This is a genomic window from Pseudoalteromonas phenolica (assembly GCF_005886345.1).
Lineage (GTDB): Bacteria > Pseudomonadota > Gammaproteobacteria > Enterobacterales > Alteromonadaceae > Pseudoalteromonas > Pseudoalteromonas phenolica_A.
The window spans coordinates 14,486-33,555 of sequence record NZ_PNEC01000005.1; the positions used below are offsets into that span (position 1 = coordinate 14,486).

General features: G+C 41.3%; 17 protein-coding genes and 1 pseudogene. 15 read left to right on the forward strand and 3 right to left on the reverse strand.

The features are described 5' to 3' along the window. Window positions 1-24 precede the first annotated feature (24 nt). From CWB72_RS03090 to CWB72_RS03105, 4 genes are read left to right on the forward strand one after another with little or no spacing between them, the layout of a single operon-like run. Window positions 25-1,200 carry an efflux RND transporter periplasmic adaptor subunit gene (locus CWB72_RS03090; protein ID WP_138629172.1) on the forward strand — a complete coding sequence of 392 codons (1,176 nt, stop codon included), beginning with the start codon at window positions 25-27 and terminating at the stop codon, window positions 1,198-1,200. A gap of 8 nt (window positions 1,201-1,208) precedes the next feature. Then, window positions 1,209-4,337: an efflux RND transporter permease subunit gene (locus CWB72_RS03095; protein WP_138629174.1), complete on the forward strand. Its 3,129-nt coding sequence runs from the start codon at window positions 1,209-1,211 to the stop codon at window positions 4,335-4,337. A gap of 1 nt (window position 4,338) precedes the next feature. After that, a complete protein-coding gene (locus tag CWB72_RS03100; RefSeq protein ID WP_138629176.1) occupies window positions 4,339-5,757 on the forward strand; it encodes a TolC family protein in 1,419 nt (472 codons plus the stop codon). 13 nt (window positions 5,758-5,770) lie between these two features. Then, a complete protein-coding gene (locus CWB72_RS03105; RefSeq protein ID WP_138629178.1) occupies window positions 5,771-6,778 on the forward strand; it encodes a zinc-binding dehydrogenase in 1,008 nt (335 codons plus the stop codon). Between the two features lie 13 nt (window positions 6,779-6,791). Here the strand turns inward: CWB72_RS03105 and CWB72_RS03110 are convergent, their stop codons facing one another. Continuing rightward, window positions 6,792-7,658 carry a LysR family transcriptional regulator gene (locus tag CWB72_RS03110; RefSeq protein WP_138629180.1) on the reverse strand — a complete coding sequence of 289 codons (867 nt, stop codon included), beginning with the start codon at window positions 7,656-7,658 and terminating at the stop codon, window positions 6,792-6,794. 106 nt (window positions 7,659-7,764) lie between these two features. On the opposite strand from CWB72_RS03110, the gene CWB72_RS03115 reads away from it, so the two are divergent. From CWB72_RS03115 to CWB72_RS03160, 10 genes are all read left to right on the forward strand, one after another. Continuing rightward, on the forward strand, window positions 7,765-8,742 hold the full coding sequence (locus CWB72_RS03115; RefSeq protein WP_138629182.1) for an aldo/keto reductase: 978 nt from the start codon (window positions 7,765-7,767) through the stop codon (window positions 8,740-8,742). Window positions 8,743-9,050: 308 nt separating this feature from the next. Then, complete coding sequence (locus CWB72_RS03120) at window positions 9,051-10,091, forward strand: Leu/Phe/Val dehydrogenase (RefSeq protein ID WP_138629184.1); 1,041 nt, start codon at window positions 9,051-9,053, stop codon at window positions 10,089-10,091. Window positions 10,092-10,154: 63 nt separating this feature from the next. Next, window positions 10,155-10,796 carry a CatA-like O-acetyltransferase gene (locus tag CWB72_RS03125; RefSeq protein WP_138629186.1) on the forward strand — a complete coding sequence of 214 codons (642 nt, stop codon included), beginning with the start codon at window positions 10,155-10,157 and terminating at the stop codon, window positions 10,794-10,796. Between the two features lie 397 nt (window positions 10,797-11,193). Next, window positions 11,194-11,964, forward strand: coding sequence for a DUF3450 domain-containing protein (locus CWB72_RS03130; RefSeq protein ID WP_130255178.1), 771 nt, complete (start codon window positions 11,194-11,196; stop codon window positions 11,962-11,964). A 6-nt stretch (window positions 11,965-11,970) separates the two neighbouring features. Further along, a complete protein-coding gene (locus tag CWB72_RS03135) occupies window positions 11,971-13,335 on the forward strand; it encodes a MotA/TolQ/ExbB proton channel family protein (RefSeq protein ID WP_138629188.1) in 1,365 nt (454 codons plus the stop codon). Then, window positions 13,335-13,859: a MotA/TolQ/ExbB proton channel family protein gene (locus CWB72_RS03140; protein WP_058030193.1), complete on the forward strand. Its 525-nt coding sequence runs from the start codon at window positions 13,335-13,337 to the stop codon at window positions 13,857-13,859. The genes CWB72_RS03135 and CWB72_RS03140 overlap by 1 nt, the downstream gene beginning before the upstream one ends. 14 nt (window positions 13,860-13,873) lie before the next feature. After that, window positions 13,874-14,278 (forward strand): ExbD/TolR family protein, encoded by a 405-nt coding sequence (locus CWB72_RS03145; protein WP_138480864.1) that lies wholly within the window; start codon window positions 13,874-13,876, stop codon window positions 14,276-14,278. Continuing rightward, a complete protein-coding gene (locus CWB72_RS03150) occupies window positions 14,278-14,892 on the forward strand; it encodes an energy transducer TonB (RefSeq protein ID WP_138629190.1) in 615 nt (204 codons plus the stop codon). Before CWB72_RS03145 ends, CWB72_RS03150 begins: the two co-directional genes overlap by 1 nt. Window positions 14,893-14,906: 14 nt before the next feature. Beyond that, the gene (locus CWB72_RS03155; protein WP_138629192.1) at window positions 14,907-16,160 is read left to right on the forward strand and encodes a hypothetical protein; all 1,254 of its coding nucleotides are present in this window, start codon (window positions 14,907-14,909) and stop codon (window positions 16,158-16,160) included. Between the two features lie 44 nt (window positions 16,161-16,204). Then, window positions 16,205-17,167 (forward strand): hypothetical protein, encoded by a 963-nt coding sequence (locus tag CWB72_RS03160; RefSeq protein WP_138629194.1) that lies wholly within the window; start codon window positions 16,205-16,207, stop codon window positions 17,165-17,167. A gap of 72 nt (window positions 17,168-17,239) precedes the next feature. Here the strand turns inward: CWB72_RS03160 and CWB72_RS03165 are convergent, their stop codons facing one another. Both CWB72_RS03165 and CWB72_RS03170 read right to left on the reverse strand, forming a co-directional pair. Next, window positions 17,240-17,590: a conjugal transfer protein TraR gene (locus tag CWB72_RS03165; protein ID WP_138629196.1), complete on the reverse strand. Its 351-nt coding sequence runs from the start codon at window positions 17,588-17,590 to the stop codon at window positions 17,240-17,242. A gap of 34 nt (window positions 17,591-17,624) precedes the next feature. Then, window positions 17,625-18,611: a tRNA-dihydrouridine synthase gene (locus CWB72_RS03170; RefSeq protein WP_138629198.1), complete on the reverse strand. Its 987-nt coding sequence runs from the start codon at window positions 18,609-18,611 to the stop codon at window positions 17,625-17,627. Between the two features lie 152 nt (window positions 18,612-18,763). On the opposite strand from CWB72_RS03170, the pseudogene CWB72_RS03175 reads away from it, so the two are divergent. Beyond that, window positions 18,764-19,070, forward strand: a pseudogene (locus CWB72_RS03175) (hypothetical protein); the annotation flags it as partial.

Genomic DNA, 19,070 nt, shown 5'->3' on the forward strand with positions numbered 1-19,070 from the left:
TAATCACTTTTATCGGAGAATGTCATGAACAAACTTAGCTATACACTTAGCGCAGTCGCTTTAGCATTGGTGCTGAGTGGCTGTGGTCAATCGAATGCACAACAAGGTCAACAACCGCCGCCATTAACTATTGATGTGGCTAACGTTCAATTAGAAGAAGTTCAGTCTTGGCATACGTTCACGACTCGCTTAGAAGCACCTGAACGTGTTGTGCTTAAACCACGCGTATCTGGTCAGCTTAAAAGCATGGCATTCAAAGAAGGTGAACGAGTAGAAAAAGGTCAATTACTTTTTAGCATTGACCCTCGTCCATTTGCAACACAGGTTGAAAGCCTGAAAGCACAACTTGTAAGTGCAGAAGCCGCGTTAAGCCAAGCGCAAGGTGAAGCAGAGCGCGCACAACGTTTGGTTGCTAAAAATGCCATGTCGACTGAGCAAGCAGATCAACGTGACGTGACTCTACGCCGTGCCATTGCAAACAAAAATGCTATTGCTGCACAGCTTGAAAAAGCGCAATTAGACCTAGAGTTTAGCCAAGTAACTGCGCCTATTAGCGGCGTTATTTCTCGTGCAGATGTTACCCAAGGTAACTATGTGAGTGCCGGTGATACAGCCCTTACAACCATTGTTTCTGATGACTTGGTTTATGCGTATTTTGATGTAGACGAACGTACTTGGAGCAAGCAGTTTGCTTGCATGAATGCAGATACTGGCGTGATGGTGCAATTACAACGTATCAATAGCCAACAGCCAATTGCAGGTAAAGTCGACTTTATTGATAACGAAATCAACCCAACAACCGGTACGTTGCGTGTTCGCGCTGTGTTTGACGCGCAAGCGCATAACTTAAAGCCGGGTGCCTTTGCGCGTATTTCAATGGCTGCACAAACACCAAAAACTCTGGCAATTGTACCGGAGCGCGCAATTGGTACTGATCTTAAAAATCGCTTTGTTTTAACAGTCGATGAAAATAACACCTTGCAATATCGCTTGGTCGAGCTCGGTGAGCGCTATGGGGCGTATCGTGCCATCAAAAGCGGTTTAGTACGTGGCGATCGTATTGCAGTAAATGGCCCCGCGCGCGTTGGTCCGGGTATGCCAATTACACCGAATAAGGTGGCATTCAATTTTGAGAATACTCAGTTTGTTCTTAAGTCTACAAATACCTCAAGTGATTTATTAGTTAGCGCAGCGAAGTAGAGGGTATTATGAACTTTTCACACTTTTTTATCTCAAGGCCTATATTCGCGGCCATGCTCTCTTTGATCTTCGTGATCACTGGAGCAATTTCATTGTTTCAGCTACCAGTAAGTGAGTATCCAGAAGTCGTACCACCTACGGTTGTGGTAAACGCAACGTATCCGGGTGCTAACCCGAAAGTTATTTCACAAACAGTTGCAACGCCCCTTGAGCAAGAGCTCAATGGCTTAGAGAATATGCTTTATCACTCGTCTCAAGCTACCAGTGATGGCCGTTTGACGTTAACTGTGACATTTGCACTGGGGATTGATCTTGACCAAGCGCAAGTACAGGTGCAAAACCGAGTGAATAACGCCTTGCCGCGTTTACCACAAGAAGTACAACGTTTAGGTGTAACGGCACAAAAATCTTCGCCGAACTTGGCTATGGTGGTGCACTTGGTTTCACCTGATGGCGCTCAAGATACCGCTTATATGGCGAACTATGCTGATATTTATATCAAAGATGAGCTTAAGCGTTTACCGGGTGTGGGTGACTTACAGCTATTCGGTGGTTCTAAATATTCAATGCGTGTGTGGTTAAACCCAGATGCATTAGCGGCTCGTAACCTCACAGCGACAGATGTAATGGGCGCTTTGCGCACGCAAAACCAACAAGTGGCAGCAGGCTCTTTGGGTGCACAACCTTCGCCTGAAGAAAATCAGTTCCAAATTCTGTTAAACGTAAAAGGGCGTTTAGAAAGCATCGAAGAATTTGAGCAAGTCATCATCAAAGTGGGTGAAAAAGGTCAACTTACTCGTCTTAAAGACATTGCTAAAATTGAGTTGGGTCAAGAGAACTACGCACTGCGTGCCATGCTAGATAATCAACCAGCACTTGCTATGCCTGTGTTCCAACGTCCTGGCTCAAACGCAATTCAGCTGTCGGATGATGTGCGTGAAACTATGGCGCGTTTGCAGCAAGATTTCCCTGCAGGTATGACGTATGAAATTGCCTATGATCCAACGGTTTTCGTACGCGGCTCAATCGATGCCGTGATTGCAACCCTAGCTGAAGCCATTCTATTGGTTGTCGTGGTCGTGGTGTTGTTCTTACAAACTTGGCGCGCCTCTATTATTCCTTTAATTGCTGTGCCAGTTTCACTGGTGGGTACTTTTGCCATCATGCAATTACTAGGCGTGTCTATTAATACCTTGTCGCTGTTCGGTCTTGTTTTGGCAATCGGTATTGTTGTGGATGATGCCATTGTTGTGGTTGAAAACGTTGAGCGTAATATTGCCGATGGTCATAGCCCATTTGAAGCCACTAAAATCGCTATGAGTGAAGTAACAGGGCCAATTATTGCGATTGCGTTTGTACTGTGTGCGGTATTCATCCCTACGGCATTTATAACCGGTCTTTCAGGACAATTTTATAAGCAGTTTGCATTAACCATTACTATCTCAACACTTATTTCTGCGTTTAATTCATTAACTTTATCACCTGCATTGTCGGCAATTTTATTAAAGCCACATGATGCACCACAAGATAAGCTGACAAAACTACTAAACGCGTTATTCGGTACTTGGTTATTCAAACCATTCAATCGCTTATTTGATAAAGGCGCACAAGGCTACGAAAAAGTCGTGAAAAAGCTGATCCGTATGAGTGTGGTTGTCGGTGTGGTGTATCTTGCTCTGGTTGGCTCAACAATTGGCTTATTTAACTCTGTTCCGGGTGGCTTTATTCCTCAGCAAGATAAACAATACTTAGTTGCAGTGGCACAACTGCCAGATGCGGCAAGTCTTGATAGAACTGAAGAAGTGATCAAGCAGATGCAAGAGATCGCCCTTGAAGTACCGGGCGTCGCCCATACGGTTGCTTTCCCTGGTTTATCGGTAAATGGCTTCACCAATAGCACCAACAGCGGCATTGTGTTCACGCCACTGGATGATTTTAGCGAACGTAATGACCCTAGCTTGTCGGCTTTTGCCATTGCAATGCAATTAAACCAACGTTTTGCTGCCATTGATGAAGCGTTTGTGGCTGTATTCCCACCACCGCCAATTCTGGGTTTAGGCACAACAGGTGGCTTTAAACTTCAAATTGAAGATAGAAGTAACCAAGGGTTTGAAGCGCTGTTTGCTGCACTGCAAGCAACCATTGGCGCTGCACAAAAAGACCCTGCACTCATGGGCTTATATTCAAGCTTTAGAATTCAAGTACCGCAAATGGACATTAACATTGACCGTGAGCAAGCGCTAATTCAAGGCATTCCGTTAGACGAAGTATTCAACGCACTGCAAGTCTATTTAGGTTCTGCATACGTGAATGACTTCAATATGTTTGGCCGTACTTATCAAGTAAAAGCGCAAGCTGAAGCGAAATTTAGGTCGAAGAAAGAGCAGATCAACAACTTAAAAGTGCGTAATGCTGCAGGTCTCATGGTGCCTCTAGGTTCTGTTGTGACTGTAGAAGAAACCACAGGTCCTGATCGTGTGATGCACTATAACGGTTATGTTACCGCTGAATTGAACGGCAGCCCTGCGCCGGGTTATAGCTCAGACCAAGCGCAACAAGCCATTGAAGCGGTACTGGCGAAAACACTGCCAGAAGGGATCACCTATGAGTGGACTGAGGTGACGTATCAACAGATCTTAGCGGGTAATACCATGGTGTATGTATTCCCACTGGTGGTTGTATTGGTCTTCATGGTATTGGCAGCGCAATATGAAAGCTTACGTTTACCATTGTCGATTATTTTAATTGTACCAATGACGATTTTCTCAGCGCTGGCAGGTGTATACATGCTCGGTGGTGATAATAATATCTTTACGCAAATTGCTTTGATTGTATTGGTTGCGCTGGCTTCTAAGAATGCAATCTTAATGGTCGAATTTGCCAGAGATAAGCACTTACAAGGTGCAACGCATCTAGAGGCGATTATTGAAGCATGTCGTTTACGTCTTCGTCCAATACTGATGACATCAATTGCCTTTACGGCAGGTGTAGTACCTCTGGTACTGGCATCAGGCGCAGGGGCTGAAATGCGTCAAGCAATGGGTAATGCCGTATTCTTCGGCATGATTGGTGTAACGGTATTTGGCTTGTTATTCACGCCTGTATTCTATCGTCTAGTAACGGCTAAGGAGCAATAAAATGCGCGTATTTAAAATGACGTTATCGGGCATTGCTCTGGCTGTGTTGGCAGGATGTGCAAGTGCCCCAAATATTGACCAAGCACAGCAAACGTCGCAAACCTTCAGCAATACGTTAAGCACACATGTGTTGTTATCTGAAGTGGCGAAACAAAGCGAACAAAACTGGTGGCAGCAACTGAACATCGCTGAGTTAGACCAACTTGTGGTTGATGTATTGGACAAAAACCAAAACCTAAAAGCATCGTCGGCGCGTTTGCGCGCCGCCCTTGCTGGGGTATCAGTGCAGCAACGCGCAAACCTGCCGCTAGGTGGCTTAGCGGTATCTGGTAACCGCTCTAATACGCCTAGTAGCACAAATCCAAATGCAGATGTTGTGAGTTCAGCAACCGCGGGTGGTAACGTGAATTGGCAACTGGACTTGTCGGGTCGCATTGCAGCACTTACTTCAGCGGCAGAAGCGGTTGCAGTTGATAGCCAAGCGCAATATCAGCAGTTACTGGCTGAGCTAGTTAGCACGTCTGTTCGTAGCTTTTTACAATGGCAGAACTTAAAACAGCAACATGCATTAATCCTTAACCAATTAAAAGCACTCAAAGACTCGATGGAGATCATTCAAGTGCGTATTGAAGAGGGCATAGCGACTGAGCTTGAGTTAAACAGAACACGTGTGCAGTACTATGAGCTCAAGCAACGATTGCCTCAAATTGGTGTTGAGCTTGCCCAAGTTGAGAAAATACTAAGTGCATTAACCGATAAACGTGCCGATGAACTTAGTTTTACTGTGTTGAGTCAAACAGACTACGATGCGCTTAATTTAACAGTGAATGTGCAATCGGCAGATGACGCACTCTTGCAACGCGGTGATATTCGTTCTGCGATGGCTAAGGTTCATCAACAAGGTTATTTGGCACAAAGTGCAGAGCGTGCGCTTTATCCTGATATTAGCTTATCGGCCTTTGCAGGCGTGTTAAATATGCCGGGTATTAACTTCAATAATACCCAATCGAATTGGCAAGTTACGCCAAGCATCAATTGGTCTTTATTCAGTTACCCGCAGTTATTAGCTCAACTTGACGCTCAAACTGCATTGTCAGAAGCAAGCTATCACAGTTATAAGCAAACTTTGACCGATGCATTGTCGCAAACCGAGTTGTCTTTGCGTGCGCTGCAACATGCTCAGCAGCAGTTTGCACTCTCTACGCAAACTGTAAAAGCCGCGCGAGCTGCCTATCAACAAGCTGAAGCGGGTTATCAAGAAGGGCAATTAGCCTACCTTGATTTACTTGCAGCAAGACAAGACGTACTCAGTGCTGAGCGCAGCCAAGTGTTAATCCGCAACCAGTGGTTAAGTGCTTCTGTTGCAGCGTATAGCGAATTGAGCGGTGGCTGGTCATCACAATTAATTTCTAACCTTTAAAAGAGGAGGCCTCATGTACAAGGATAACAACAAAATGAATGCATTGGAGTTACGCCAACATGGGGCTGACTTCGATTTGGAAATGACACAACTCGATCTGCCTATTCCCAGAGGCAATGAACTATTGATAAAAGTAGAGTATGTCGCGTTAAATCATTTAGATGCCAGCTTTGCTGTAAAAGGCTTTAGCCAGTGGCAATATCCGCATATTTTGGGCTCAGATGCTGTTGGTACGGTTGTTGACGCACCAAAAGGGGTGTTTCCGACTAAAGGCGCACGGGTTTTATTTCATGCGAACCTTGCCCAGCAAGGCATGCTAAAGCAATTTACTGTTATGCCAAATCATGCGGTTTCTGAGTTACCAGAGCAAATCGAAAGCGAATTAGCTGTGGCATTGCCAAACTCGGGTATGGCGGCATTACTTGCACTTGAAAAAATTAAGCTGCAAGAAGGGGACACACTTGCAATCAACAGTGCACAAGGTGCAGTGGCTCATTTTGCGATTCAGTATGCAAAAAAACAGGGAGCACAAGTATTTGCGTTTGCTCAAAAGCCACACCATAAACGTTTGAAAAAACTGGGTGCTGACTTTGTGTTTGATTGTAGTAAAAAAGACGATGCAATCTGTGCACAAATAAAGCATGAAATTGGCTCTGATGGCTTTGATTGTGTGATTAACACAATTGGCAAAGAAAGCGTCGTTCAAGATATTCAAAAACTAAGGTTCTGTGGGCGTATAGCCTGTCTAAATGGGTTTTCTGCGATCCCCGAAGAGTTACTATTTGAAAAAGCGCCTAATATTGGCGTGGTGTCGATTGCAGGTGCTTGGTTGGCAAATAGTTTATGTGCACAGCAGCATTTATGTTTTATGGGCGAGACACTTTTAAAGGATATTGAAAGTGGTGCCATACAAGCACCAGAAATAGAATTGATTGAGTTTAACGCAGAAAAAGTCAAAGACACGTTACAGTGCCTTTTGAACCAAACCTGCATCAAGCGACCGGTTGTTAAAATTATTTAATGTTTGTGAAAGCTTATTGAAAATAAGCTTTCACAAAGTCGATAAATACTCTTAGTTTATAAGGCGGGTAAATGAGCTGAGGGTAGAGCATATAAAGCCCGCCACTGTTTTTTATTTTCTCTTGTTGTAACACTTCAACGAGCTGACCAGAATCTAGCTCATCTTTAACGAAGTAATTCGCGATCCTGAAAAGCCCACCGCCTCGTTGAGCTGAGCGCTTCAACATGTGGTTGTCGTTACTAGATAGCCAACCATTGACGCTTACTTGCTGGGAAATAAAAGGCCAGATGGTTTGCTCAGTTACTGTCAGGCATTGGTGGTTTTCTAAGTCAACAAGGGAGTCTATTGAGCTACTTGATTTCAAATAACTCGGTGAGGCAACAATGATATGCTCATAGTCGAACAGTTTATTGGCAACCATGTCATCTGGCGGTGATGAGGTGGCACGAAAAGCCAAATCAAAATCTTGTTGGTTTAAATTATAAGTTTGGTAACTTGAATTAATTACAAACTCAATATTTGGGTGCTGTTTTTTAAACTTATGGCAAATGTCGAAAAGAAAGCTGCTCGCAAACATTTTTGGCGCAGTGAGTCTTATAACCCCAGCAACTTGTTGTGAGTCAGTGGTTTTTTCTATATCAAACAACTGGGTTCTTATTTGCAATGCTTGCTCATAAACATGAACGCCTTGGGCGGTAAGTTTGACACTTCGCGTTGTTCTGATGACTAAAGGCGTTTTTAAATGGGCCTCAAGCAGCTTTATTTTTTCAGAAAGATAACCTTTCGAGATCCCTAACTGCTCAGCGGCTTTTGTAAAGCTAAGTTGTTCTGCTAGTGTTAAAAATAGCATCAGCAACTCAACACGTTTATGTTCGTTCATAGATATTATTGTTTGCTATATAAAACAATGTTTTCTTAATTATACCCTTTTATTCATGGCACAGAACAATAAACTAATGAGACTAAAAACAAATTAAGGTGACTTGATGACAAAACAGACTTTACCACTAAAAAAATATTACCCTAATATAAGCCGCATAGCTTACGGATGTATGGGCTTAGGCGGTGAGTGGGATAACTCTTCGATTATGAATAAAGATATCTCTCAAGCCCACTCTGTAATTGAAGCAGCACTGGCTTATGGCATTAATTTCTTCGATCATGCTGATATCTATCGAAATGGTAAAGCTGAGCAGGTTTTTGGTGAAGTGTTAAAGAAAAAGCCTGAACTGAGAGAAAACATGATACTGCAATCTAAATGCGGGATCCGTTTTAAAGAAGGGGTTTTACCTGGCCGTTATGACTTTTCTGAGAAGTGGATCAAGCATTCAGTTGAAGGCAGTTTAAGACGTTTAAATACTGAGTACCTAGACATTTTAATGCTGCACAGACCAGACCCTTTAATGCAAGTTGAAGAGTTGGCTGAGACATTATTGGAATTAAAATCAGCAGGCAAGGTCAACCATTTTGCGGTTTCTAATATGAGTCATCATCAGATTTCATATATACAGAAACATCTTGAACTGCCAATAATCGCAAACCAAATCGAGATGAGTTTAGGAAAGCTGGATTGGCTCAATGACGGTGTCATGGTGGGCAGTGCGGGCAACCATCAGGTGGACTTTGTAAGTGGTACTTTAGAATATTGTCAAAATGAGCGGATACAACTCCAAGCTTGGGGATGTTTAGCAAAAGGTCGATTCTCAGAGCTAGGTTTACAGTCAGAGTGTCATGTGACGAGACAAACTACCAAACTTATTTTTGAATTGGCCGAAGCACATCATGCAACACCAGAAGCGATTTTACTGGCATTCCTATTAAAGCACCCGAGTAATATACAGCCTGTTATTGGCACAACTAATTTAGATAGAATAAAAGGTGCGACCATGGCGCTCGATTTTGAGCTGACCAGAGATGAATGGTATAGCCTCTTCGTTAGCGCGAGAGGGCAAGCACTGCCTTAGCAAGATTTAAAAAACCGTCATAAGGCGGTTTTTTTGTATTAATTTTTTTACAGAGAGCCTAACCTTTACGTTAACGTAAGCTTTTTTTGCTCATCTTATGGACATTTTTAACTTAAGGGAATAACAATTAAGCTTAATTTGAATTGTTTATTCTCTATTTTGTTTTTTATTGATTTTAAAATGCTTGTTTGAGGAATTAATGAGGTTGAATGTCTCAATTTATAGAGAATTTATAAATATAGTGATAGAGTCGACGCAGTTTCAGCGCTATGCCCATTTAAGAGGGCAAAAAATTCGGAGAACAAAAAGTGGCTGTATTTAACCAAGTTGAATTTGATAACCATGAACAAGTGGTATTTTGCTCAGATAAAGAATCTGGCTTAAAAGCAATTATTGCTGTTCATAGCACTAAGTTAGGTCCTGCAGTTGGCGGTTGCCGTATGTGGGATTACGCGAAAGATGAAGACGCTGTATATGACGTACTTCGTTTATCAAAAGGTATGACGTACAAGAATGCAGTAGCGCGTTTGCCTTTTGGTGGTGGCAAATCAGTGATCATTGGTGATGCTAAAACAATTAAATCTGAAGCGTTATTTAGAGCTTTCGGTAAACAGCTTGAGCGTTTAGGTGGTACTTACTACTCAGCTGAAGATGTAAACATCACTACAGGTGATGTGATGACAATGCACAAAGAAACCAACTACGTTATGGGTCTAGAAGGCAAAAGTGGCAACCCTTCTCCATTTACAGCGTTAGGTACTTTCTTAGGTATTAAAGCCGCGTATAAACATAAACACGGTCACGAAGATTTAAATGGTGTAAAAGTATCTGTACAAGGTTTAGGTGCAGTTGCATATTCATTATGTAAACACCTACATGAAGCCGGTGCACAATTATTCGTTACAGATATCAACCAAGAGTCAGTCGATAGAGTAGTAAATGATTTTAACGCTACGGCGGTAAATATTGACGAGATTTATGACTTAGACGTTGATGTATATGCGCCATGTGCACTAGGTGCAACTGTCAACGATGACACAATTCCACGTATTAAAGCTCAAATCATTGCTGGTTGTGCTAACAACCAGTTAGCAGAGTCTCGCCATGGTGAAATTTTACGTGAGAAAGGTGTTTTATACGCGCCTGATTATGTAATTAATGCGGGTGGTATCATTAATGTTTATTACGAAACAAAGCCAGCAGGCTACAATGAAGCCGATGCAACGAAGCACGTAGAAGGCATTTATGACACGCTTGCAGAAATCTTCAAGCGTTCTGAAGAAGAGCAAAAGTCGACGCATATTATTGCTGATGAGTTAGCGCAAGAAATTATCGCAAACGGTCTATAATTACTTTGCAATATCTTAAGTAGTTGCTCTAATAGAGGGATGTAATTTTACATCCCTTTTTTTATGAAAAAAATCGACTTAACGACTTGGTCTCGTGCAGAGCATTTTAAATTCTTTCTGCCGTTTTCTCAGCCATTTTTTAACATTGTGCTTGATTTAGAAGTAAAATCACTTTTCGAATACGCAAAGAACCAACAGATCAGTTTTACTGCTAGCTACTTATATTGTTTGCACAAAGCAGTGCAGCTCTTCCCGCCGATCCGCTATAGAATTGTTGATAATGAACCTGTTGAAGTAGAAAATATCACGCTGAGTACAGTTTTTCTTCGAAATGATGAAAGCTTTAGGTTTGTGCCCTTAGAGTTTCAAAAGTCACTAGTTGACTATCAGCATCATTATCAATCAACAAAAACCCTTCACTTAAATAAACCACTTTTAAACCCTATTTTTATTGAAAATGCAGATAAAATTGAGCAGATGTATATTTCAATTTTGCCTTGGTTTAAATTTACCAGTTTTAAGCATGCTGAAAATGCAGCAATAGGTTCAGGCATTCCGAAAATTGTTTTTGGGCAGTATCAAAAAGAACAGGGTGTATTACCAGTCTCAATAGAGGTTCATCATGCATTAATGGACGGTCTACATATATCGCAATTCGTCGCTGTTTTTAATCAAGTTATCGCAGAGTTAGTGGCCAAAAAGTGACATGAAAACTAATTAATAAACGCCATTTTATAAAAAAAAAAGATTTTTTTTAAATATTTAAAAAACTTAATTTAATCAGAGTTTTAACTTTAATTTGTGATGCTTTAAAACTTCAGTTACAGGATGTTTTTTCAATGTAACATTTTGTAAAAAATGTGTTTTACGGTGCTATTTTGAGCCCGAAAAGCCGATAACTCACATTTTTCAAATGTTAAAATTATGTTTTTTCTAAAAATTATTATGACATTTTCTCATAAGAAGTTTTATCCACGAAGTTGACACATGGCCTTGCATTTAGCATTATTGGAAAGTTGATATCTGCAAAAAGATATCAGGGTCGCTCTACTCTAAAGAGCAAAAAATTATAAAAGTAACATTACTTAATTGGTTGGGAACTATGTCTGTTAAAATCAGAAAGAGTCTTGTAGCTACAGCACTTCTAGGTGCAACAGCTTTCGCAAGCAGCAACGTGATTGCAGATCCTTTGAATGACATACAAAAAGTAGGTCAGCAAACTCAAAAGGCTGCTAAAAAATCACAAGAAAAAATTGATAACATTTATGGTCAAACTCAAGAGATGATCGGTGAGTACCGCAGTGTTGTTGATGAAACAGAATTATTAAAAGTTTATAACGACCACGTAGCACGTTTGGTAGCTGACCAAAATGCTAGCATTGAGTCACTTAATCGTCAGATTGGTACGATTGAGAAAACAAAACAGGACGTTGTGCCTCTGATGTATCGCATGATCGATACGCTTGAGCAATTCATCAAAGCGGACGTTCCGTTTGACACTGAAACTCGTTTAGGCCGTGTAGAAAAACTACGTGATCTTCTTTCTAACTCAAAAGTAACTACTTCTGAGAAATTCCGCCAGGTTCTTGAAGCTTACACAATTGAAACTGATTACAGTTCAACTATGGTTGCTTCTCAAGGCTCACTAGAAATCAACGGTAAGAACATCAACGTTGACTTCGCACGTATTGGCCGTGTTGCATACGTTGCACAATCTTTCGACCTTAAGCACGCTTGGGTTTGGAACAACAGTGCAAAACAGTGGGATGAGTTAGGTGAAGAGTATATCAAGCCTGTTAAGACTTTCATCCGTATCGCACGTGGTCAGGCTGCTCCTGAACTACTAGCACTTCCAATTTTTGGCGCGGAGTAATAAATAATGAAGAAATTATTTAAAGGTTTTGCAGTAGCTGCTGCGCTATCTGTTTCAGCGGGCGCTGCTTTAAACGCGCACGCAAGCACTGAGACGCTTGACAAGATCCTTCAAGAAGTTAAACAAAACCGTATCTCTGAAGGTAAAATCAACAAGCAACGTGAGCAAGACTTCCTTTCAGCTCGTGCTGACAAGCAAGCTCTTTTAAACAAAGCAAAGCGTGACTTAGCTAATGAAAAAGCACGTGGCGATCGTTTAAATAAGCAATTTAAACAAAACGAAATCACACTTGCAGAAAAAGAAGTTGAGCTTCAAAACGCAACTGGTACTCTAGGTGAGATGTTCGGTGTTGTTCGTCGTTCAGCTTCAGAAGCGATTGGTTCAATCGAAGCATCACTAGTAAGTGCTGAAAAGCCAGGGCGTGCAGAAGTTCTTCGTTCACTAGCTGCTGCTAAAGAACTACCGACTACTCGCGAACTAGAAGAACTTTGGATTGCTTTCCAAACTGAAATGACAGAATCTGCAAAAGTATCTACTTTCGAAGCACAAGTTGCTGAGTTAAGTGGTGAAATCAATACTAAGCAGGTTACTCGTGTTGGTAACTTCAACCTAATCACAAAAGACGGCTACGTAGTATACGATGCAGCTAACAAAGCAATCGTTCCACTAGGTAAGCAACCAGACGGTCACATCTTCAACACTGTTGCTGACCTCCTAAACACACAAGCTGGTTCATACACTAAGTTCTATGTTGACCCTGCGCGTGGCGGCATCCTTCGTCTAAACACTCAACGTGCAACTGTTGAAGAACGTTGGCACCAGGGTGACACAGTTGGTTATATCATCACTGCATTACTTGCAATTGGTGCGTTACTAGCGTTAGTTCGTTTCCTAGACCTACTTATGGTTAGTGCTAAAATCAAAGCACAGGTTAAGAACATCAATACGCCTAACGAAAACAACCCACTTGGTCGTATCCTTAAAGTTTACCATGACAACAAAAACCAAGACGTTGAAAACCTTGAGCTTAAGTTAGACGAAGCAATTCTACGTGAAACGCCTCGCATCGAAGCTGGTATCAACATCATCAAGATCTTAGCTGCTATCGCACCGCTACTAGGTCTACTTGGTACAGTTGTTGGTATGATCTTAACGTTCGAATCAATCACACTATTCGGTACTGGTGATCCGAAGATCATGGCAGGTAACATCTCTCTAGCGCTTGTAACAACAGCTCTAGGTCTGATTGCTGCACTACCACTAATCCTATTACACGCAATCGTTTCAGGTCGTAGTAAAGCAGTTCTACATATCCTAGACGAGCAGAGTGCAGGTATTGTTGCTGCACATGCGGAGAAGGAGAAAGCCTAATGCTAGTCCTGATGGAGATTTGGGAATCTATCAGGGATTTTGTTGGCACAGGCGGCCAGGTATTATACGTGGTCGCGATAGCACTCTTTCTAATGTGGGTATTAATGATTGAGCGCTATTGGTTCCTACTCGCCGAGTATCCGAAAATGAAAGCGGATATCGTAGCGAAGTGGGACGCCCGCCAAGACACTACGTCTTGGTACGCACACAGAATCCGCGATGCATGGATTTCTGAAGCGTCTGAAAAATTAGAAGCGCGCATGTTGATTATCAAAACATTGGTAGCCATGTGTCCATTAATCGGCCTACTAGGCACTGTAACGGGTATGATCAGCGTTTTCGAAACGATGGCAACTCAAGGTACTGGTAACGCTCGTCTAATGGCATCGGGTATTTCAATGGCAACGATACCAACAATGGCAGGAATGGTTGCGGCACTATCTGGTGTATTCTTCAGCACTCGCCTAGAAGCTAGAGCGAAAATGGCTAAAGAAAAGCTAGTAGATAGTTTGCCTCATCACTAAAGAGAGATATTAATATGGCACGTAAACAACGTTTTCGTGAGGAAGAAGAAGCAGCAGTAGATATGACACCGATGCTAGACATCGTATTCATCATGCTTATCTTCTTCATCGTAACAACTTCTTTCGTGAAAGAAGCTGGTATTGAAGTACAAAAGCCAAAGGCTGCACAAGCTCAAACTAAAAAGAATGCTAACGTCTTTATCGCTATCCGTGAAAACGGTGAGATCTGGATGGACAAGCGTGCTGTTGACGTTGAGCGTGTTAGTGCAAACCTTGAGAGCATCCTAGCTGAGCAACCAACTGAAACCGTAATCATTCAAGCTGATAAAGGCGCGAAGCACGGTGTGGTTGTTAAAGTTATGGACCAAATCAAGGCGACTGACGATCAACTAAAAATCTCAATCGCTGGAGCTAAGTAATGATTCGTTTTCTGTTTTCACTTTTAACAGGTGGGGCAGTTACTTTCGGCTTGTTTTATTTTATGGCATTTCTGATCTCTGGCGGAGCAGATAGAGCTGAAAATAAAAAAGAAGAAATTGTAGTCGAAATTTTGACGAATCCACCTGAATCTGAGGTTCAAGAGCGCAGACGTGTTCCGCCTCCACCTCCGCCGCCGCCGCAGCAGCCGCCTAAACCGCAGCCGCCGCAGCCTGACAATGCTAACCCAAATGCTGGTGCTATTGGCTTTAACATGCCTAGCATCAATATTGGTGGCACAGCAGGTGGCCTAAGTGGGCCTGGTGAATTTGGTCGTGATGGTGATGCAACACCTATCGTACGTATTGAGCCGAAATACCCGACTCAAGCGGCACGTGATGGTAAAGAAGGTTGGGTACAACTTTCATTCACTATTAACGAGCTTGGTGGTGTTGAAGATGTAAAAGTTATCGATGCTGAACCTAAGCGTATTTTTAACCGTGAAGCGATTAGAGCATTACGTAAGTGGAAATACCGTCCGAAAATCATCGATGGCAAACCGCAAAAACAACCAGGTTTTACGGTACAGTTAGACTTTAAACTTAACCAAGGTTAATAAGGAGCGAAGAAATGAAGCAATTACATAAAGCAACAGCTCTTGCGCTACTTATGACTCTTACTGGTGTATGCGGCAATGCTGTTGCTGCACCAGACCCAGCAAAGATCGAAGCGCGCAAAAAAGCGAAGACTAAGATCATGGGTGAGCGTACAGGTAAGAAAGTTGTTAAAGCTTTTGATCTTTATAACAATGACCAACTTAACGAAGCGATTGCTTTATTGGAAGAGTTAGACCCGTCTAATGATTTTGACAAAGCAACAGTAAATCGTTACTTGGGTAACTTGTATGCTCAAAAAGAGGAATACACAAAAGCGATTGGTTTTATCGTTGAGGCAATCAAGCCAGACGTTTTAAACTTTAAAGATCAAGGTGATCTTTATAAGCTTTTGGGTGACCTATACATGGGCCAGCAAAAATATACTGATGCAATCAAGACTTACAATGATTGGATGGATTTCACAGGTGAACAAGACAGCAAGGTATATGCTCGTATTGCTCAAGCAAACTGGGAATTAAAACAGTATACAAAAGTTCTTGAACCTGCTGATAAGGCAATTGCCTTAGAAAAAGAACCTAATAAGTCATTCTACATGCTTAAAATTGGTGCTTATTTCGAACTCAAGCAATTCAAGAATGCTGTAAAAGTTGCTGAAACAATTGTAAAACTATTTCCTGACGATGGTAAAAACTGGACTCAATTAGGTTCTTTCTATATGCAGACTGAAGACTTTTCAAAAGGTCAGACTGTTATGGAAGTGGCTTATGAAAAAGGTTATTTTGAGAAGGAAAACCATTACAAGATTCTGAGTAGTTATTATTCGCTTAATGATATCCCTTATAAAGCTGCAATAGTTATGGAAAAAGCTTTGAAGGCAGAAAAGATTGAGCGAACTAAGCAAAATGTTACAGCAGTCGCAAGTTACTTCCATCAATCGAAGCACCTTAAGACTGCAGCTAAGTACTATGAAGAAGCTGCAAAGTTTGATGACGATGCAGAGTTATATAGAAAAGCTGGTAGCTTGTTACTTACAGAGCAAAAGTACAGTGCAGCCGTTGAACGTTTGAATAAAGCGCTTGAACTGGGCACTGATAAAAAAGGTCGTACCTATTCTGACTTAGCTGAAGCATACTTATACCAAGAAAAGTATAAGCAAGCTTATAGAGCGATAGTTAAGGCTCAGGAAGATCCTTCTACTCGTAGGTTTGCAAGAGGTTGGGCTACGTTCATCAAGGACAAAGCACAACGTAAAGGCGTAAGCTTATAATTAAAAAGCCCCGAAAGGGGCTTTTTTTATATTTGGAATTTAAGGTGAGCAATAAATTTTTTTTAATAACGGTCCCCATTCTGCTTTTGTTATCGGCGTGTGCAGAAAAGCAGGAGCTTAATTCATTTACTGAAGTGCGAGCACAGTTAAAAAATATTAATGCTGTTTTATCGACAGATAGTAAGTTAAAACAATCTCAAGTATTACCGTTCAGTGAGGCTTATCTAAAAAATAGGCATAAAGTCTTGAGTACTGCTGATCTTCAGTCATTAACTGAGCATCAAATTGAAGAATTACAATATCTTATAATTCAAGAACGTTACCCTGAGAGGTTTCTACCTTGGCCAGCATCTATTAATGTTGCAACCAATCTCAATGAAGAACAAAAACAAGCTTGGCAAAAACTAGTAATCTCAAGATTAGAAGATGCTAAGAAAAGTAAGATATTTTATAACAGGTATGAACTGAACAAGTTAAAAGCATATTCTGAGTCTGAATCATTAACTAATTTAATTGAATATTTTAAAACATACAAGCCAAGAAGCCGTCTAGGTATTTATCAGCTACCCAATGGTAAAGAATGGTACCAAAGTAAGGTTAATCATTACTTAGGGACTGTAGAAAACCCACAAATAATTTTGACCAATATCCAGACTTTAACAAGTCACTATAGTAAACATAATAGTAATGCTGTTGCGTTCAGTATTTCAGATATTGCTAAAAAACATTGTTCAATTGTAGATGGTTTAAACTGGAAGCATGGTTTTATAAATTTTTCTGCGACATTTGAACAATGTGAAATAAAAAGCCTGTTAGTTTATAAGCAGGTTACATTAGTATTGGCTGAGATAGATTTAGGGATTCATTATCAAGCTTGGTCAGAGCAACAGGCAATGGTTGTAATAAACCAGAAATTAGCACTAGAGCAAGAGAAAGCAAGAGCGTTACTAGAGTATGTAGTTATGAAGCCCGCAGCAGTGTTATCTTTAGCAGCTATTTATTTATAAGTTTTTAGTAAAAGGAAATCCAGAAAAGGCCTTTAATTATAAATGCCTTTTCAATTAGTTATGTGCTTTTCTTCACTTTTTCTCTTCACAAACCGGGCAACGTTGTTTAGCTGGGTCTTGTGAAAGTACCAGAAGATCAAGTTTAGTCTCACAATCACAGCAATAACCAAATTGGCCAATATCTATTTGGCATAGAGCAGCTTCTAGTTCCATAAGTCGCTGAAAGCGGGGAAACTGATTTGGGTTAATTTTAGTGACTACTAAGTCAATCCACTCTCCTGGTGTTGAGTTTTCTAACATTGAAGCCAATTCGCCAGTAAACTCATGTTGTGCGTCTTTAAGCTCATTTAAAAACTCACATTGAACAGAGTCTAATTCAATTTTTAGCTTGCTTTGAAAGTCTTTAGTTTGATTTGCATTCATGATCGCTCTCCTATGAGCAATCATTATGGTACTTCTAGGCGAATTCGTTATGATTTGAATCAATGCTAGGACATTTTGCATATTTCTCTAGTACAGAGACAACCTCGCCTTTGTTTTTAAGCTTTCTAATTTCGTCAAAAAGATCATTGGCTTGTGGATATTGCAGTTTAAGATAGCTAAGCCATTGCTTCGTTCTTGAAGAAAAATATTTTTCACTCAAAGAAGGGTCTTGGTGCATGGATGAATGCAAAATATGGTAAATCACATTTTCCCAAGATAAAGGTGTGTAAGGCTCATTATTTCTGTGAGCTTTAATTTTTGCAGCTAAGTCAGGTGTTGCTAATGCACCGCGGCCAAGCATTAGATCTGAGCAACCACTGCGTTCTTGACAGCGATAAGCATCTTCGACTTGCCAAATCTCGCCGTTTGCGACAATAGGCATGTTCACTCTATCCAGAAGCGGTTTTATTTTCTCCCAGTAAGCAGGTGGTTTATAGCCATCTCGCTTGGTTCTCGCGTGAATAGCTAAACTTGAAGCTCCTGCACTTTGAACTGCATCGACAATTTCGGCAGTATTACTGTCATCATCAAAGCCTAAACGTATTTTGGCACTGACTTCATGCTCGGTTGGAACTGCTTCTCTAACCGCTTTTATAATTTGATACATGAGCTCAGGTTCTTTTAACAGAACCGCACCACCTTTACTTTTATTCACTGTTTTTGCTGGGCAGCCAAAGTTAAGATCGATTCCATGTGAGCCAAGCATGACGGCTTTACGCGCATTTGCAGCGAGTGCATTGGGAACTTGACCCAGAAGCTGAATGCGAACAGGGGTGCCAGATTCGGTATAGCCATTATTTAATAGTTCAGGGCAAGTTTTTATAAACACTCTACGTGGAAAGGTTAGATCGACAACACGAATAAACTCAGTTACACATAAATCAAAGCCACCAAGGTTGGTTAAAAGTTGGCGCATTTTAAAATCTACAACGCCTTCCATTGGTGCCAAAATCAATTTCATAACTTGCTCTATACTATTTAAAGGGCGCTTATTTTAAACGAGAGGGAGAGTGTTGCTAAGTTAAAATTGAATTTTTTTAGATTTAATGAAATATTCTTTTTTGTAGTAGGGTCTACTAAGTGAATTGAACGAAATATCCCGAAGGGTCGAGTATGAAAAACTTAAAAACTAAATCAATCGCTGCTACGTTAGGTGCTGTAGTTGTAGGCACAGCGAGTTTAACTGCATCAGCAGAAGTAAACGCTAACCCATTTGCATTTACTACCATGTCTTCTGGCTATCAATTAGATGCTGCAGAAGGTAAGTGTGGTGAAGGCAAGTGCGGCGAAGGCAAATGTAGATCCGAAGCGAACACGTCTGAAATCCACTCCCCGGCTATGAGCTCGTATGACGTCAACTGCTTGAAAAAAAACACCGGGGGGATGGGGGGGGGGGCGGGGGGGGGGGGGGGGAGGGGGG

What these genes read in the sequence shown, in the direction of transcription:
- CWB72_RS03110 (WP_138629180.1), bottom strand. Translation starts at nt 7,658, where the DNA reads ATGAACGAACATAAACGTGTTGAGTTGCTGATGCTATTTTTAACACTA.
- CWB72_RS03090 (WP_138629172.1), top strand. Translation starts at nt 25, where the DNA reads ATGAACAAACTTAGCTATACACTTAGCGCAGTCGCTTTAGCATTGGTG.
- CWB72_RS03095 (WP_138629174.1), top strand. Translation starts at nt 1,209, where the DNA reads ATGAACTTTTCACACTTTTTTATCTCAAGGCCTATATTCGCGGCCATG.
- CWB72_RS03155 (WP_138629192.1), top strand. Translation starts at nt 14,907, where the DNA reads ATGAAGCAATTACATAAAGCAACAGCTCTTGCGCTACTTATGACTCTT.
- CWB72_RS03125 (WP_138629186.1), top strand. Translation starts at nt 10,155, where the DNA reads ATGAAAAAAATCGACTTAACGACTTGGTCTCGTGCAGAGCATTTTAAA.
- CWB72_RS03100 (WP_138629176.1), top strand. Translation starts at nt 4,339, where the DNA reads ATGCGCGTATTTAAAATGACGTTATCGGGCATTGCTCTGGCTGTGTTG.
- CWB72_RS03170 (WP_138629198.1), bottom strand. Translation starts at nt 18,611, where the DNA reads ATGAAATTGATTTTGGCACCAATGGAAGGCGTTGTAGATTTTAAAATG.
- CWB72_RS03115 (WP_138629182.1), top strand. Translation starts at nt 7,765, where the DNA reads ATGACAAAACAGACTTTACCACTAAAAAAATATTACCCTAATATAAGC.
- CWB72_RS03150 (WP_138629190.1), top strand. Translation starts at nt 14,278, where the DNA reads ATGATTCGTTTTCTGTTTTCACTTTTAACAGGTGGGGCAGTTACTTTC.
- CWB72_RS03140 (WP_058030193.1), top strand. Translation starts at nt 13,335, where the DNA reads ATGCTAGTCCTGATGGAGATTTGGGAATCTATCAGGGATTTTGTTGGC.
- CWB72_RS03105 (WP_138629178.1), top strand. Translation starts at nt 5,771, where the DNA reads ATGTACAAGGATAACAACAAAATGAATGCATTGGAGTTACGCCAACAT.
- CWB72_RS03130 (WP_130255178.1), top strand. Translation starts at nt 11,194, where the DNA reads ATGTCTGTTAAAATCAGAAAGAGTCTTGTAGCTACAGCACTTCTAGGT.
- CWB72_RS03135 (WP_138629188.1), top strand. Translation starts at nt 11,971, where the DNA reads ATGAAGAAATTATTTAAAGGTTTTGCAGTAGCTGCTGCGCTATCTGTT.
- CWB72_RS03145 (WP_138480864.1), top strand. Translation starts at nt 13,874, where the DNA reads ATGGCACGTAAACAACGTTTTCGTGAGGAAGAAGAAGCAGCAGTAGAT.
- CWB72_RS03165 (WP_138629196.1), bottom strand. Translation starts at nt 17,590, where the DNA reads ATGAATGCAAATCAAACTAAAGACTTTCAAAGCAAGCTAAAAATTGAA.